General features: G+C 72.1%; 15 protein-coding genes and 3 pseudogenes. 9 read left to right on the forward strand and 9 right to left on the reverse strand.

All coding sequences use genetic code 11. The features are described from left to right. Window positions 1–45 precede the first annotated feature (45 nt). From ACQ86J_RS22080 to ACQ86J_RS22090, 3 genes and pseudogenes are all read left to right on the forward strand, one after another. Window positions 46–715 (forward strand): annotated as a pseudogene (locus tag ACQ86J_RS22080) (glutathione S-transferase N-terminal domain-containing protein). Beyond that, a complete protein-coding gene (locus ACQ86J_RS22085) occupies window positions 712–1,479 on the forward strand; it encodes an FkbM family methyltransferase (protein ID WP_431267228.1) in 768 nt (255 codons plus the stop codon). The pseudogene ACQ86J_RS22080 and the gene ACQ86J_RS22085 overlap by 4 nt, the downstream one beginning before the upstream one ends. Before the next feature lie 55 nt (window positions 1,480–1,534). Further along, complete coding sequence (locus tag ACQ86J_RS22090; RefSeq protein ID WP_431267229.1) at window positions 1,535–2,524, forward strand: Bug family tripartite tricarboxylate transporter substrate binding protein; 990 nt, start codon at window positions 1,535–1,537, stop codon at window positions 2,522–2,524. A 3-nt stretch (window positions 2,525–2,527) separates the two neighbouring features. Here ACQ86J_RS22090 and ACQ86J_RS22095 read toward each other — a convergent pair whose 3' ends face one another. The 6 genes and pseudogenes from ACQ86J_RS22095 to ACQ86J_RS22120 all read right to left on the reverse strand — a co-directional run bounded on the left by ACQ86J_RS22095 (window position 2,528) and on the right by ACQ86J_RS22120 (window position 6,515). Then, complete coding sequence (locus ACQ86J_RS22095; protein ID WP_431267230.1) at window positions 2,528–3,325, reverse strand: hypothetical protein; 798 nt, start codon at window positions 3,323–3,325, stop codon at window positions 2,528–2,530. A 233-nt stretch (window positions 3,326–3,558) separates the two neighbouring features. Next, window positions 3,559–3,891: a winged helix-turn-helix domain-containing protein gene (locus tag ACQ86J_RS22100; protein ID WP_431267231.1), complete on the reverse strand. Its 333-nt coding sequence runs from the start codon at window positions 3,889–3,891 to the stop codon at window positions 3,559–3,561. Window positions 3,892–4,150: 259 nt separating this feature from the next. Further along, complete coding sequence (locus ACQ86J_RS22105) at window positions 4,151–5,248, reverse strand: calcium:proton antiporter (protein WP_431267232.1); 1,098 nt, start codon at window positions 5,246–5,248, stop codon at window positions 4,151–4,153. A 131-nt stretch (window positions 5,249–5,379) separates the two neighbouring features. Beyond that, entirely contained in the window at window positions 5,380–5,859 is a 480-nt protein-coding gene (locus tag ACQ86J_RS22110) for an aspartate/glutamate racemase family protein (protein ID WP_431272492.1), read from the reverse strand. Continuing rightward, a pseudogene (locus tag ACQ86J_RS22115) lies at window positions 5,744–6,106 on the reverse strand (aspartate/glutamate racemase family protein); the annotation flags it as partial. The gene ACQ86J_RS22110 and the pseudogene ACQ86J_RS22115, both read right to left, overlap by 116 nt. Window positions 6,107–6,323: 217 nt before the next feature. Then, window positions 6,324–6,515 carry a hypothetical protein gene (locus ACQ86J_RS22120; protein ID WP_431267233.1) on the reverse strand — a complete coding sequence of 64 codons (192 nt, stop codon included), beginning with the start codon at window positions 6,513–6,515 and terminating at the stop codon, window positions 6,324–6,326. A gap of 167 nt (window positions 6,516–6,682) precedes the next feature. Between ACQ86J_RS22120 and ACQ86J_RS22125 the strand changes: the two genes are divergently transcribed. Next, window positions 6,683–6,829 carry a hypothetical protein gene (locus tag ACQ86J_RS22125; RefSeq protein ID WP_431267234.1) on the forward strand — a complete coding sequence of 49 codons (147 nt, stop codon included), beginning with the start codon at window positions 6,683–6,685 and terminating at the stop codon, window positions 6,827–6,829. Window positions 6,830–6,976: 147 nt separating this feature from the next. Here ACQ86J_RS22125 and ACQ86J_RS22130 read toward each other — a convergent pair whose 3' ends face one another. Further along, window positions 6,977–8,392, reverse strand: coding sequence for an enolase C-terminal domain-like protein (locus tag ACQ86J_RS22130; protein ID WP_431267235.1), 1,416 nt, complete (start codon window positions 8,390–8,392; stop codon window positions 6,977–6,979). A gap of 194 nt (window positions 8,393–8,586) precedes the next feature. Here ACQ86J_RS22130 and ACQ86J_RS22135 point away from each other — a divergent pair, with 194 nt between their 5' ends. Genes ACQ86J_RS22135 through ACQ86J_RS22145 form a run of 3 tightly spaced genes read left to right on the forward strand, consistent with a single transcriptional unit; the run spans window position 8,587 to window position 10,395 of the window. Beyond that, window positions 8,587–8,853, forward strand: a complete 267-nt coding sequence (locus ACQ86J_RS22135; protein WP_431267236.1) for an enoyl-CoA hydratase/isomerase family protein — start codon at window positions 8,587–8,589, stop codon at window positions 8,851–8,853. After that, window positions 8,820–9,362 (forward strand): enoyl-CoA hydratase-related protein, encoded by a 543-nt coding sequence (locus tag ACQ86J_RS22140; RefSeq protein WP_431272493.1) that lies wholly within the window; start codon window positions 8,820–8,822, stop codon window positions 9,360–9,362. The genes ACQ86J_RS22135 and ACQ86J_RS22140 overlap by 34 nt, the downstream gene beginning before the upstream one ends. 58 nt (window positions 9,363–9,420) lie before the next feature. Further along, window positions 9,421–10,395, forward strand: a complete 975-nt coding sequence (locus ACQ86J_RS22145) for a Bug family tripartite tricarboxylate transporter substrate binding protein (RefSeq protein WP_431267237.1) — start codon at window positions 9,421–9,423, stop codon at window positions 10,393–10,395. Between the two features lie 116 nt (window positions 10,396–10,511). Here ACQ86J_RS22145 and ACQ86J_RS22150 read toward each other — a convergent pair. Then, window positions 10,512–12,172, reverse strand: a pseudogene (locus tag ACQ86J_RS22150) (gamma-glutamyltransferase family protein). 101 nt (window positions 12,173–12,273) lie between these two features. Here ACQ86J_RS22150 and ACQ86J_RS22155 point away from each other — a divergent pair. Together ACQ86J_RS22155 and ACQ86J_RS22160 are read left to right on the forward strand one after the other, a co-directional pair. Next, complete coding sequence (locus ACQ86J_RS22155) at window positions 12,274–12,771, forward strand: Bug family tripartite tricarboxylate transporter substrate binding protein (RefSeq protein ID WP_431267238.1); 498 nt, start codon at window positions 12,274–12,276, stop codon at window positions 12,769–12,771. 26 nt (window positions 12,772–12,797) lie between these two features. Then, window positions 12,798–13,229 carry a tripartite tricarboxylate transporter substrate-binding protein gene (locus tag ACQ86J_RS22160; RefSeq protein ID WP_431267239.1) on the forward strand — a complete coding sequence of 144 codons (432 nt, stop codon included), beginning with the start codon at window positions 12,798–12,800 and terminating at the stop codon, window positions 13,227–13,229. A 24-nt stretch (window positions 13,230–13,253) separates the two neighbouring features. Here ACQ86J_RS22160 and ACQ86J_RS22165 read toward each other — a convergent pair whose 3' ends face one another. After that, on the reverse strand, window positions 13,254–13,577 hold the full coding sequence (locus ACQ86J_RS22165) for a hypothetical protein (protein ID WP_431267240.1): 324 nt from the start codon (window positions 13,575–13,577) through the stop codon (window positions 13,254–13,256). Window positions 13,578–13,703: the final 126 nt, after the last annotated feature.

Raw genomic sequence — 13,703 nt, forward strand, 5'->3', positions numbered from 1 at the left:
GGGCCGTGCTAAGCGGGGGCCGCACGCCATTCCGGATTCCCCGCCATGCCCGAGGGCCGCCTGCTGATCGGCAACAAGCGCTATTCCTCCTGGTCCATGCGTGGCTGGCTGGCCGTGCACCTGGCCGGGCTGGAGGTGGAGGAGGTGCTGATCCCCTTCGTCCGCGATGCCGGCCCGGTCACCCCGGCGATCGCCCGCCGCCACCCCGGCCGGGCTGGTCCCCTACCTGGAGCACCGCGGTGCCCGAGTCTGGGAGAGCCTGTCGATCTGCGAATACTGCGCCGAGCAGGCTTACGGCCTCTGGCCGGAGGACCGGGTGGCGCGGGCCGCGGCGCGGTCACTCTCGGCCGAGATGGCGGCCGGGCTGCGCGGCCTGCGCCAGGCCATGTGGTTCAATGCCGGGGCCGATTTTGCCGGGCTTGGCCGTACGCCCGAGGCGTTGAAAGATATCGCCCGGATCGAGGCCGCCTGGGGCGAGGCACTGGCGGCGCATGGCGGGCCCTTCCTGTTCGGCCCACGCTTCGGCCTGGCCGATGCCATGTTCGCGCCGGTGGTCGGTCGCTTCCTGACTTGGCAGCCAGAGCTCTCGGCGACGACCAAGGCCTATATGGCCGCGGTCCGCGCCCATCCGCTGGTCGCGCGCTGGTATGCCGAGGCGCTGGCCGAGCCCAAGGAATGGCAACTCGCCGGCTACGAAACCCCACCCGCCGCGTGACTACCGCGCGCGCCATCGGCCGATCTCTCCGCACCTACTACGCCCCCGGCCAGGCGGCGCGGCTGGACGCCTTCCACCGCTGCTTCCTCGGGCCCGAGGAGCTGGCCTTCGACATCGGCGCGCATGTCGGCGACCGCGCGGCGAGCTTCCGCCGGCTCGGCGCCCGGGTGGTGGCGGTGGAGCCGCAGCCCCGGCTGGCCCGGCTGCTGCGGCTGCTGTTCGGCCGAGATGCCGGGATGGCACGCGTTGCCGCGCTGGTCGGCGCCGCGCCGGGCGAGGCGGTGCTGCGGCTGAACACCGCCAACCCCACCGTCGCCACCGCCAGCCCCGACTTCATCGCCGCGGCCGATGGCGCGCCGGGCTGGGAAGGCCAAAGCTGGGATGCCGAGATCACCCTGCCCGTCACCACGCTGGACGCCTTGGCCGCGACCCATGGCCGGCCGGCGCTGATCAAGATCGACGTCGAGGGCTACGAGGCCGCGGCCCTGGCCGGCCTTTCCTTCGCCCCGCGCACGCTGTCCTTCGAGTTCACCACCATCCAGCGCGACATCGCCTTCGCCTGCCTCGACCGCCTCTCGGGCCTGGGCTTCAGCGCCTTCAATGCCTGCCTCGGCGAGAGCATGGCCTTCGCCCATCCCGCCCCGCTGGACGCGGCCGGCATTGCGGCCTGGATCGCCGCCCTGCCGGCCGAGGCCAACAGCGGCGACGTCTATGCCAGCCTGGAGCCCGGCCGGATTGCCCGAACCCCCGGGCCGGGGGTGTAGCCTGACCCGGCCAGGGCGGCGCCACGGAGCAGCCGCCCGGCGGGAGGGTCCTGCCATGAACCATGCCTCGCGGCGCGGCCTGCTGGCCGCCGCGGCCGGGACGCTTGCAGCGCCCGCCTTCGCCCAATCCGCGCCGGACTTCCCCAGCCGCCCCGTGCGTTTCGTGCTGCCGGCCGGCCCCGGCTCCGGCGTCGACATCATGACCCGCCTGCTGGCCGACACCCTGCTGCGGCAGACTGGCCGCAGCTTCGTTATCGACAACCGGGTCGGCGCGGCCGGGGCGATCGGCGCCCGCCACGCCGTGACGCAGCCGGCGGATGGCTACACGCTGTTCTATGGCGGGCCCAATTTCGTCATCCTGCCGGTGATGAACCGCGCCTTCGCGCGGGAGATCGACATCCGCACCGCCTTCGACCCCGTCACCATTGCCGGCAGCGGCCCCTTCGTGCTGGTGGCGAGCCCGAAGGTGCCGGCGCGCGACATCGCCGAATTCGTCGCCTGGCTGCGGGAGAACCCGGGCGGCTGGGATTTCGCCACCTCCGGCGTCGGCGCCACCGTGCACCTGCTCTGCGAACTCTTCCGCCTGCGGATCGGCGGCCCGCCCGGCACCATGGTGCCCTATCGCGGCGACGGTGCGGCGGTGCAGGCGGTGGCGAACGGGGAGGCGCACTGGACCATCGCCGTCTCCGGCAGCACCAAGCCCTTCGTCGATACCGGCGCAGTGCGCGCCATGGCGGCGACCGGCCCGACCCGCATGGCCGGCCTGCCGGAGGTGCCGACCCTGGCCGAGACCGGCCTCGCGCCGGGGATCGAGACCACCGCCTGGCTGGCCTATTTCACCCCCGGTGGCACTCCGCCCGACCGCATAGCCTGGCTGCAGCGGGCGATCGCCGCGGCGATCCACGCCCCCGCGATCCGCGAGCGCCTGGACGTGCTGGGCTTCGAGCCGGTCGGCTCCGACCCCGAGGCGCTGCGGCAGGTGGTGGCACGCGACCTGGCGATGTGGACGCGGGTGGTGCAGGAGGCGCGGATTCCCGTGGACTGACGGTCACTCCCGCAGCCCCGCCTGCCGCAACACATCCAGGATATGTTCGAGATCGTCCGGCGCGGCATTCCATTTCCGCAGCTTGCCCTGGGCCGAGAAGCCGGGCTTCACCGCGAAGAGGCGTGCCAGGGCCGCGAGTGCATCCGGAGCGCCGATCTGCCCAAGCGCCGCCGCTTCCAGCAGGTGCTTCCAGTAGAAATGCCGCATCCCGATCCTCTGGGTGTCGGCGACCACATCCGCGTGGCGCCGCTGGCTGTAATGCAGCCGGGCGAAGCTGAACAGGTACCATTCGGGATGCAGTGGGTTGAGTTGCTGCGCGCGGCGCGACAATTCGACGCCCCGCCCGAACTCCCCCATGAAGGCGAAATAGTGCCCGACATCGGCCAGCGCCTCCGGGTCGTTCGGGTTCATCTCGAAGCGGTGCTCGCCGAGGATGACATTGGCCAGCAGCGCATGCGCGTCGGATGACAGCGGGTCGAGCTCCACTGCCCGTTCCAGCAGCTCGCGCGCCTCGGCATGCATCGCGGCGCTCAGCGTCCAGGTGTAGCGACGGGCGTGCAGCAGGCAGTCATAGGCGTCCAGCTCGACCGGCTTCTTAGTCAGCGCGCGCTGCAGCGCCGTCGCCTGGGTCCGCACGCCGAGCGTCGCCGCGATGGTGCGCGTCACCTCGTCCTGCAGGGCGAAGATGTCGCCCATCCCCCGGTCGTAGCGGTCGCCCCAGACCTGCAGCCCGCTGGCCGCATCGATCAGCTGCGCCGAGATCCGCACCCGTCCGGCATCGCGCCGCACGCTGCCCTGCACGGCATAGCCGGCGCGCAGCCGGGTGCGGATCTCGCCCAGGTCGATATCGCGACCCTTGAAGCGGAAGATCGAGGCCCCTGGCGATCACCCGTAGGCCGCGGAAGCGCGCCAAGTGCATGATGATGTCCTCGGTCAGCCCGTCGGCGAAGTAGGCGTCGGCCGCATCGCTCAGGTTGCCGAAGGACAGCACGGCGAGGATCGGCAGTGGCCAGGCATCCGCCGGCGGGCTTGCCTCAGGCGCCGCGGCCGGCCCGGCCGGGAACGATCATTTTGTCGGCGAATCCAAAACCGTGGCCGCGGATGGTGCGGATATGGGTCGGGTCCTCCCCGCTGTCGCCCAGCGCCCGCCGCGCCGCCTGGACGCAGGAGGAGATCGTCGCCTCCGACACCGACCGGCCCTGCAAGACCGCGGCGACCACCTCCTCCCGCCCCACTACCCGGCCGGGATTGCGGACGAGGAAGGCGAGCAGGTCGAAGACCAGCCGCTCGACATGGCAGGGCACGCCGTTGCGACGCAGCGCGTGGCGCGCCGGGTCGAGCTCGAACCCGTCGACGCGGTACAGCATCGCGACCTACATGCGGCCCGCCGCATCCTCCCCAAGGCGCCCGGCGGAGACCGAGCCGGTTTCACCGAAAAATCCCCAGCAGGGTCAAGGCAAATCCCATGCAGTCCCCAAGCAGCCCGCGGCCGGGTGGGCGATACCGGTGCGGCCCGGCCGGCCACGATCCGTCTGCCCCGAGAGGAGGGACCGCGATGAGCAGCACGATTCAGGGCGCCCCGGCTATGCCGAGGTGGTCATCGATCAGGCTTGATGCGGCGCTCGTTCAGGGGCTGAAGATCAGCACGAAGAACACCCCGAACAGCGTCAGGTGCACTGCGCCCTCCAGCATGGTGGTGCGCGGGCCGGAGAAGGTGAGGGCGCTGAGGATCAGCGTCGTCACCAGCAGCACCATGTTGGTGGCGGACAGGCCGAGCACCACGGTCTGCCCGGTCAGCAGCCCGATCATCAGCACCGCGGGCACGGTCAGCCCGAGGGTGGAGGCGGCGGCGCCGAGGCAAAGGTTGACCGCCCGCTGCAACTGGTTCGCCGCTACCGCGCGCAACGCCGAGAGTCCCTCCGGCGTGAAGACCACCATGGCAATCAGCACGCCGCCCAGCGCCGGCGGAGCGCCCATCGCGTGAATGCCGAAATCCAGCACCGCAGCCAGGCTCTTCGACAGGATGACGATCGGCAGGATATTCGCGAGCAGCAGTCCGACATGCGGCAGCACCCCGCCGCGCGGCTGCGCCGCGGTGGCCGGGCGCGCATCCTCCGCCTCGGCCGGGTCGATAAAGAAACCGCTGTGTCGGCCGGTCTGCAGCCAGAGGAAGATGCCGTAGAGCAGGATGGTGAAGAGTGAGAAGAATGCCGCCTGCACCGGCGTCAGCGAGCCGTCGGTAGTGGAGGTGGTGAAGTTCGGCAGCACAAGCGCGATGACCGACAGCGGGATCATAACCCCCAGATAGGCGGCGGCGCCCTGCAGGTTGTAAGATTGCTCCCGGTGCCGCAGCCCGCCGACCAGCAGGCCGAGCCCGACCACGCCGTTCAGTACGATCATCAGCACCGCGAACATGGTGTCGCGGCCGAGCTCTGGCGCCTCCTTCGCGCCGAGCATCACCGCGCTGATCAGCGCCACCTCGATGATGACGATCGAGAGCGTGAGGATGAGCGTGCCAAAGGGCTCGCCCAGCATCTCCGCCAGTTCCTCCGCCTCGTGCACCACGCCGAAGGCGAGCCAGATGATGACGCCAAGCAGCCAGACGAGGAGGATGGCTGCTTGCAATGGGTCGGCCAAGCCGTGCAGCCATCCCGCCCCGACGGTGAGAAAGGCGGCAACGCTGCCCCATCCGGCTGCGAGGCGCAGCCAGCTAGCGATCGTCATGGTGTGAAGCTCCCGGTCCGGTTGCCGGCAGCAACGCGAAGCGGTTCCGGCCGGGCGCCACTCTGACGCAGGTTTTAGCCGACTGGCGCGGCAAACCACCGCGGCACACCTCTATGGCGAGATTTTCGGGCTCACTTTCCGTAAAGCGCGCTTACCTCCGGCCCATAGCCGCTCAGCGGCCGGGCCCGGCGGGGCCGCAGCGGGCGGGGCATCCCGGCCAGTGCCGCCGCCAGCCGCACCGCAGCGACCGTGCCATCGACCAGCGGCACCCCGACCGAGGGCTGCAGCAGCGCCGCCAGCCCGGCCAACGGCCCGCCGGCCAGGATCACCGCCTCTGCCCCGTCCTCGGCGATGGATTGGTCGATCAGCGCCAGCAGCTGCGCCGTCTCCGGCCGCGCCGAGCTGGGCGGGGTAGGTGGCATCGGGCGGGCCCATGCGGAAGCCGGCGCAGCGGGCGCGCAGCCCGTGGTGGTCCAGGCAATCCTCGAACATCGGCCGGAGCGCCGCGGTGAAGGAGACAATGCCGAAGCGCCGCCCCAGCATGGCGGCGGCATGGAAGGCGGCTTCCGAGATGCCGATGACCGGCACGTCCAGCAGCAGCTTCGCCGCATCCAGCGCCGGGTCGCCGAAGACGGCGATGACCGCGGCGTCGTAGCTGCCGCGCTTCGCCGCCAGAGCTTCGAGGATTGGTGGGCCGGAGAGCAACCAGTCCGCCCGGGTGACGATCAGCGGCAGACCGTAAGGGGCGGTCATCGCCTCGATCGCCACGCCCTCCGGCGCCGCGGCCCGGGCGGCGTGGGCGATGCGATCGGTGACGGCCTGGGTGGTATTGCCGTTGAGGACGAGGATGCGGGTCATGCGGGGCTCCAGCGCGAGTGGCGCCAGACTTCCCCGGCTTGAGCTGGAGGGCAAATCCCGAGCCGGCTCGCCCGTCCCTAGTCAGGGCAAGGCCATCTGCGACATGGCGCAGGTATCCACCCGAGGGTGCCCACCGTGAGGCCATCGCCAAAGAGAACGCGGATGTCGATCATGCACTGCCCGGCGGGCAGCCTGCTGCGGACGAAGCGGCCGGGGATCAGTCCGTCCGGGTCGAGCCGGTCGACGCCCCAGGCCCGTGTCCCGACAGCGCGACATAGATCTCGTGCATCGCCGCCAGGTCGTGGTTGACCAGTCGGAAGGACGGGTCGGCGCTAGCAGCGGCCACCGTCTGCACCTGGGCGAAGGCGGCGGCAGGCAGCAGGGCGGCGAGGCAGGCGAGGCGGAGCATGGCATCCTTTCCGGGGGGCGCCGAAGCGCCCGGTGCGGGACGATCATGCGGCTGGCCGCGCCGGGCCGCGATGCACTGTCGCACAGCGGCGGGTGACGCGACCTCCGACTGCCGCTAAGCCGAGAGAAGATGTCGTAGGGGTAGCGGCCCGGCACGGAGTTGGCGTCGTGTTCGACCAGGTTGCGGGCGCCGCTGGCGAAGACGACGTCGCCGACATCGCCGGCCACCGGGCTCACGCTCTGGAAGTCAGCGGCCCCGCCATGCGGCCCAATGCGGACGAGCGTCAAACTGACGGTCCTCAGGTCTTTATCTGAAGATATCGGGCGCGCCGTTGATGTCGTCGAGCGCGAAATTGGTCGAGGCGCTCTCAAAGCTGGCGCATCGGCCATTGGCCGAGGGGCTCTAGTCGTAGCTGCCTGGGCTGCTCTGCTGCTCCTCGGCTTCCGCGGTGCTGATGGTGCTCAGATGGTGCGCGGCATGATGGCCGCGGGGCAGGACATCCTCCTCCGTACCGTCTTGCCGGCGGGCCTCACGGTCAGCCGGCCGCAGCGGTCCTCGGCGTTGGCTAGGCGGCTCAGGATGGGGGCTGCCGATCCAAGAGGACTGAGGCGCTGCAATGCCGGGCCGGAGCGTGCATTGCGAAAGCAGGAACGAACCAGGCCACCCAGCCGTGACACGCCGGCCGCCGGCGTCCCGCCTAGAGGTCGCGCAGCACCGCCCAGAGATTGGCCTTGTGCTCGAAACCGATGCCCGGCGCGTCCGGCATGCGGATGCGGCTGTCCTGCACCGGCGTCGCATCGGCGAAGCCGCCGAAGGGGGCGAAGACCTCCGGGTAACTCTCGTTGCCGCCGAGGCCGAGGCCCACCGCGATGTTCAGCGCGAACTGGTGCCCGCCATGGGGAACGCAGCGGCGCGGCGACCAGCCGTGCTCCTCGAGCATCGCCAGGGTCCGCAGGTACTCGACGAGGCCGTAGGACAGCGCCGGGTCGAGATTGCAGGATGTCGCGGTCCGGCCGGAGCCCGCCATGGCGGATCAGGTTGCGGCAATCGAGCATGGAGAACAGGTTCTCGCCCGTGGCGATCGGCGCGCTGTAGTGCTCGGCGAGCGTCGCATGCGTCGCGTAGTCGAGCGGATCCAGCGGCTCCTCGTACCAGCGCAGCTTGTAGGGGGCGAGCGCGGCGCCGTAGGCCAGCGCGGCATGCAGGCCGAAGCGGCCGTTGACGTCGACGCACAGGCGGGACCCGTCGCCGCCGAGCAGCTTAAGGACCGCCTCGATCCGCTGGACGTCGAGCTTCAGCGCGTCGCGCAGCGGCGTGCCCGGCGCGCCGCCGATCTTCATCTTGACTACGGAATAGCCGAGGTCCAGGTAGCGCTGCATCTCGGCGACCAGCTCGTCGAGCCCCTTGCCAGGGTAGTAGTAGCCGCCGGCGGCGTAGATCCAGGCGGCCTCGTCCGCCTCTCCGCCGCGGTAGCGGTCGGCCAGCAGCCGCCACAGCGGCTTGCCCTGCAGCTTGGCCGCGGCATCCCAGAGCGCCATGTCGAGCACGCCGACGGCGACGCTGCGGTCGCCATGGCCGCCCGGCTTCTCGTTCCGCATCATCGCGGCCCAGGCGCCGGCCGGCTCCAGCCCGCCATCGGCATGGACGAGGGCGGCTTCCGGGGTTTCCAGCAGGCGAGGGATGAAGCGTTCGCGCAGCAGGCCGGGCTGGGCGTAGCGGCCGTTGGAGTTGAAGCCGTAGCCGGTGGCGCTGCGGCCGGCACCGTCCTCGACCGTTACCGCGACGACCGAGGCGGTCATCTTGGAGAAGTCGATATAGGCATTGGCGATGGCGGAGGCGATCGGCACCACGCCGTCGCGGACCGAAGCGATGCGCATGCGTCGCGTTCCTCCCGTGTGGAGGCGAGGTGCTGCCGCAGCGCCGCGCCGGGGTCAAGCGGTGCGGGCGCCGATCGCCGTCCCCGATCCCACCCGGCGCCCCGGAACCGAGGGAACGGGTTTTGTTCCCCGGATCCGTGGCTTGATAAGCGGCGCGCCGCCCGGCACCAATGGCGCAACCCCGGGAGGACCCCATGGACGAGCTGCTTTATGAAACGCGCGACGGCATCGGCTTCGTCACGCTCAACCGCCCGCAGGCGCGCAACGCCCTGACCTTCCCGATGTATGAGAAGCTGCGGCAGATCGCGCTCTCGGCCGGCGACGACCGCACGCTGCGCGCCATCGTCATCACCGGCGCAGGGGAGAAGGCCTCGCCGCCGGCACCGACATCTCCCAGTTCACCGAATTCCGCACGCCGGAGGATGCGCTGGCCTATGAGGAACGCATCGACGGCGTGCTGACCGCGCTCGAGGAATGCCCGAAGCCGACCATCGCGGCGATCGCCGGGGCGGCGACCGGCGGCGGCGCCGCCATCGCCGGGGTCTCGCGACATGCGCATCGCCGCCGCCAATGCGCGCTTCGGCTTCCCGATCGCCAAGACGCTCGGCAATTGCCTGTCGATGGCGACTATGGCCGGCTCGCGGCGCTGATCGGCCCGGCCCGCGTCATCGACCTGGTCTATACCGCCCGCCTGGTCGAGGCGGAGGAGGCGAAGGCCATCGGCCTCGTCTCCGAGGTCCTGCCCGACCACGCCGCGCTGCAGGCCCGCGCCGAGGCGCTGGCGCGCACGCTCGCCGGCCATGCGCCGCTGACCATGCGCGCGACGAAGGAGGCGATGCGCCGCCTGCGCCTGGCGGCGCGCCAGGTGAACGGCGACGATCTGGTGACCATGTGCTTCACCAGCAATGATTTCCGCGAGGGCGTGCAGAACTTCCTCGCCAAGCGACCGATGCAGTGGACCGGCACCTGACCGCAGCGACGCCGCGACAGAAGGCCGGCGCAGCCCGGCCATGGAGGAGGAAACCCCGATGATCCACCGCCGCCACATGCTGGCCGTCGCAGGCCTTCTGGCGCTGCCGCGCCTGGGCCGCGCCCAGCCGCGCTGGGAGCCGACGCGTCCCATCACCCTGCTGGTCGGCTTCGCTCCCGGCGGCGGCACCGACATCATCGCCCGCTTCCTGGCGCCCGCGCTGCAGGCCGAATTCGGCCAGCCCATTGCGGTGGAGAACCGGCCCGGCGCCAGCGGCACCATCGCCGCGCTGGCCGGCAGCCGCGCCGCGCCGGACGGCCACACGGTCTACATGTCGACCGTCAGCGCCTCTGCCGTCGTGCCGCCGCTGATGACCCCGCCGCCCTTCGACATCTACAGGGACCAGACGGCGGTGGTGCTGGCGGCGACGGTGCCATTGGTGGCGGTGGTGCCGCTCTCCTCCCCGGCCAGGGACCTGACCGGCTTCATCGCCCATGCCAAGGCCAATCCGGGGACGCTGAACTACTCCTCCTCCGGCGTCGCCACGCAGCAGCATCTGGCCGCCGAACTGCTGGCCTCGGCCGCCGGGATCAGGATGACGCACGTGCCGTTCCGGGGTACCGGCCAGGCGGTGAACGAGATCCTGGCCGGCCGCATCGACCTGGCGATCGACACCTTCCCGACCTACCTGCCGCATATCCGCGGCGAAAGGGTGCGGGCGCTGGCGACCACCATGCCGCAGCGGATCGAATGGCTGCCCGACCTGCCGACAGTGGCGGAGTCCGGCTTCCCCGGCTTCGACGCCAATGTCTGGTACATGCTGATGGGCCCGCCCGGCCTGACGGAGGCCGTGCGGGACCGCTGGGCCGCGGCGGTGAACCGGGCGCTGGTCGATCCGGTGCTGCGGCCGCGGATCAAGGAGGCCGGTTTCCTCCCCGGCGGCGGCAGCAGCGCCGATGCCGCGGCGCTGCTGCGCGCCGATGCCGAACGCTACGCGACGCTGATCCGCAACGCGGGGATCAGGATCGAGTAGCCTGCGATCGTCCCGGGCGGCAGCGCCCGGGGCGTGAATCGCCGGCTCGGCAAGACACGCGATCGTCCTGGGCGGAGACGCCCAGGGCGTGAACCGCCGGCCAGCAAACTCCGAGCTCAATCGCCGAGCGCGGCGCCGTCCCGGCGGGGATCGGCGCCGCCCTCGATGCCCTTGGGCGTGACGCGCAGCGCCTGCATCCCGGTATCGACCGGCACCACGCGCGGTGCATGGCCCAGGGCCCGCAACGGTGATTCCAGCGCCGCCGCCGCGCTGCCCGCCTCAAGGAAGGCCGCGCCGTTCTGCGCGCCTATCCGCGGCAGCGCGACCGCGGCCTGCGGCGCGGCGCCGCGCGCCAGCATCTCCGCCAGCCCCACCGCCACCGCATCGATGATCCAGGCGCCGCCGCCGGCCCCGCCACGATCTCCGGCCGCCCATCGGCGCCGAAGACGATGGTCGGCGCCATGGTCGTCGCCGGTCGCTTGCCCGGCGCCATGGCATTGGCGGCGGCGGGATCGCTGGCGAAGTTGGACAGCCCGTTGTTCAGCGTGAAGCCCATCGGCGCGACGCGGGCGCCGAAATTCAGGTTGTTCGTCACCGTCATCGCCACCGCATTGCCCGCCACGTCGATGACCGAGACATGGCTGGTGCCGGCGGTGATGAGCGGATCGGCCTCGGGCGGCAGCGCGCCTTGCCGGCGTGGCGGGTCGCCGGCCGGGGCCGTGGTCATAGCTTGGCCGGGCGAGACCAGCGCGGCGCGGGCATCGAGGTAGCCGGGATCCAGCAGCCCCGCCGCCGGCACCTCCACCCGGTCCGGATCGGCGCCCCAGCGCCGGCGGTCGGCGGTGGCGAGGCGGCTGGCTTCCAGCAGCAGATGTGCCGCCTCGACCGAGCCCGGCGCGACGCGCGCATAGCCTAGCCGCTCCAACAGGCCGAGCTGCTGCAGCACGGCGATGCCGCCCGAGGCGGGCGGGGCGGCGGTGCAGATGCGCCGGTCGAAGACCTCGGCGCAGACCGGCGCGCGTTCCTGCGCGCGGTAATCCGCCAGGTCGGCCTGGGTCATGCCGGCGGGATGCGGCGCGGCGGCGACCGCGGCGGTGATCGCCTCGGCCAATGGGCCGCGATAGAGCGCCGCGGCGCCGTCCTCGGCCAGGGCGCGGAGCGCCTTCGCCTGCTCCGGGTTGCGGAGGATCGTGCCGATCGGTAGCGGCTGGCCAGCCGCGTCGAAATACAGCACGCGCAGCGCCGGCACCGCGGCATAGGCGGCGGGGCTGCGGGACAGCACCACATGCATCTCCCGTGGCAGCGGGAAGCCTGCCTCCGCCGCGCGGATCGCCGGCTCGAACAGCCGGGCCCAGGGCAGCGCGCCGGCTTTCGCATGCGCCAGACCGAGCATCGCCAGGCTGCCTGGCACCGCCGCGGCGCGGCCGCTGCGGGCAATGCTAAAGCCGACGGTGGTGCCCTGCTCCTCCGCCGTCAGCAGCCGGTTGCCCACAGCGGCGGGTGCGCTCGAGATGCCCTCGAAATACCTCAGCGTCCCGCGTGCCTGGTCCCAGGCCAGCAGCAGCCCGCCGCCGCCGAGGCCGCTCGCATGCGGCTCCACCACCGAGAGCACCAGGGCGGCGGCGATGGCGGCATCCACCGCGCTGCCGCCGGCGCGCAGCATCGCCAGCCCGGCCTCGCTCGCCAGCGGATGCGCGGTGGCGATCATCTGGCGGCGGGCGGGCTCGGCCGCGGTGGGTACCGAAAGGAGGAGCAAGGCGAAAAGGAAGCGGCGCATGCAACCATTGGCGCGTCATGCCCGGCGCCGCGTCAAGCCACGCCGTCTCGCCGCCCTGCAGCGGGCATGGCAGCATCGTCGCGCTTGCCGGGGACCTTGCCATGCATCGCCGCACGCTGCTGCTCACCGCGCTGGCCGCGCCAGCCCTGGCGCGGGCGCAGGACTACCCGGCGCGGCCCATCCGCGTGGTGGTGCCCTTCGCCGCCGGCGGCATCATCGATGTCGTCGCCCGCATCCTGGCGGAGCCGCTGGCGCGGCGGCTCGGCCAACCCGTGGTCATCGAGAACCTGCCCGGCGCTGGCGCCACGATCGGCGCCCGCGCCGTCGCGCGCGCGACGCCGGATGGGTACACGCTGTTGCTCTCGGGCGCAGCGCATGCGGTCATGGCCGCGCTCTATGCGGATCTCGGCTTCGACCCGCTGACCGATTTCGCGCCCGTCGCGCTGCTCGGCGACCAGCCCTTCGTCGTCGCGGTGCATCCCGGCGTGCCGGCCGAGGACGTGCCGCAGCTGCTGGCCTGGCTGCGGGCGCGGCCAGGTGCTGCGAATTTCGCCACCACCGGGATCGGCGCCGCGTCGCACCTGGCGGGGAGCTGCTGAAGTCGCTGGCCAGGGTCGATTTCACCGTGGTGCCGTACCGCGGCACGCCGCAGGCGGTGACCGACCTCGTCGCCGGCCGGGCCGAGCTGATGATCGACAGCCAGACCCTGCTGGCGCCGCTGGCGCGGGATGGCCGGGTGCGAGCCCTGGCGGTCACTACCGCGCACCGGTCCCGCCTGCTGCCCGAGTTGCCGACCCTGGCCGAGGCGGGCGTGCCCGGCTACGCGGCCTCCTCCTGGCAGGCCTTGCAGGCTCCCGCCGGCACGCCCGCGCCGATCCTCGCGCGGCTGGCCGAGGCCGCCGCCGCCGCGCTCGCCGAGCCGGGCGTGGAGGCGCGCTATGCCGAGGCGGGGATCGAGCCGCTGGCCGGAGGTCCGGCCGAGGCGGCGCGCCTCATCCGCGCCGAGGCGGCGAAATGGGCGCCGATCCTCAAGGCAACCGGGGCACGGGCGGGTTGAGTCGCTATGCCGGGGCCGCGCCGCTTATTTCCGCCCGACCCGTTTCGGCGGCACCGCATCCGCCACCGGCTCCGGCCCGGCCATGCTGCGGACCACCAGCACCACCGCCGCCTTCTGCGGAAAATCCAGCCGGCGATAGGCGCGCAGCAGGGCTTCCTCGTCCCCCGCCAGCAGGCCGAGTGAGCCCTGCTCCTCCTCCAGCAGCTCGGCCGGGGGCGGTGTGTCTGGGTCGAGGCCGACGAGGTAAGAGACGCTGGTCGCCAGCGCCTCGGCCAGCCGGACCAGCTTCTGGCCGCGCGGCGGCGGAACCCGGCCCTCTGCCAGGCGGTCGAGGAAATCCGCCGGCAACCCGGCCTGGCGGCAGGCTTCCTCGGGCGTCAGGCCGAGCCGGTCGAGTCTTCCCCTCGATCAGCGCGGCCATGGGTGGAACTTCGTCCGGCATGGGGTTTTCCACGCGCCGCAGCCCGGCGGGTT

Source organism: Dankookia sp. P2 (assembly GCF_050632255.1).
Classification (GTDB): Bacteria; Pseudomonadota; Alphaproteobacteria; order Acetobacterales; family Acetobacteraceae; genus Paracraurococcus.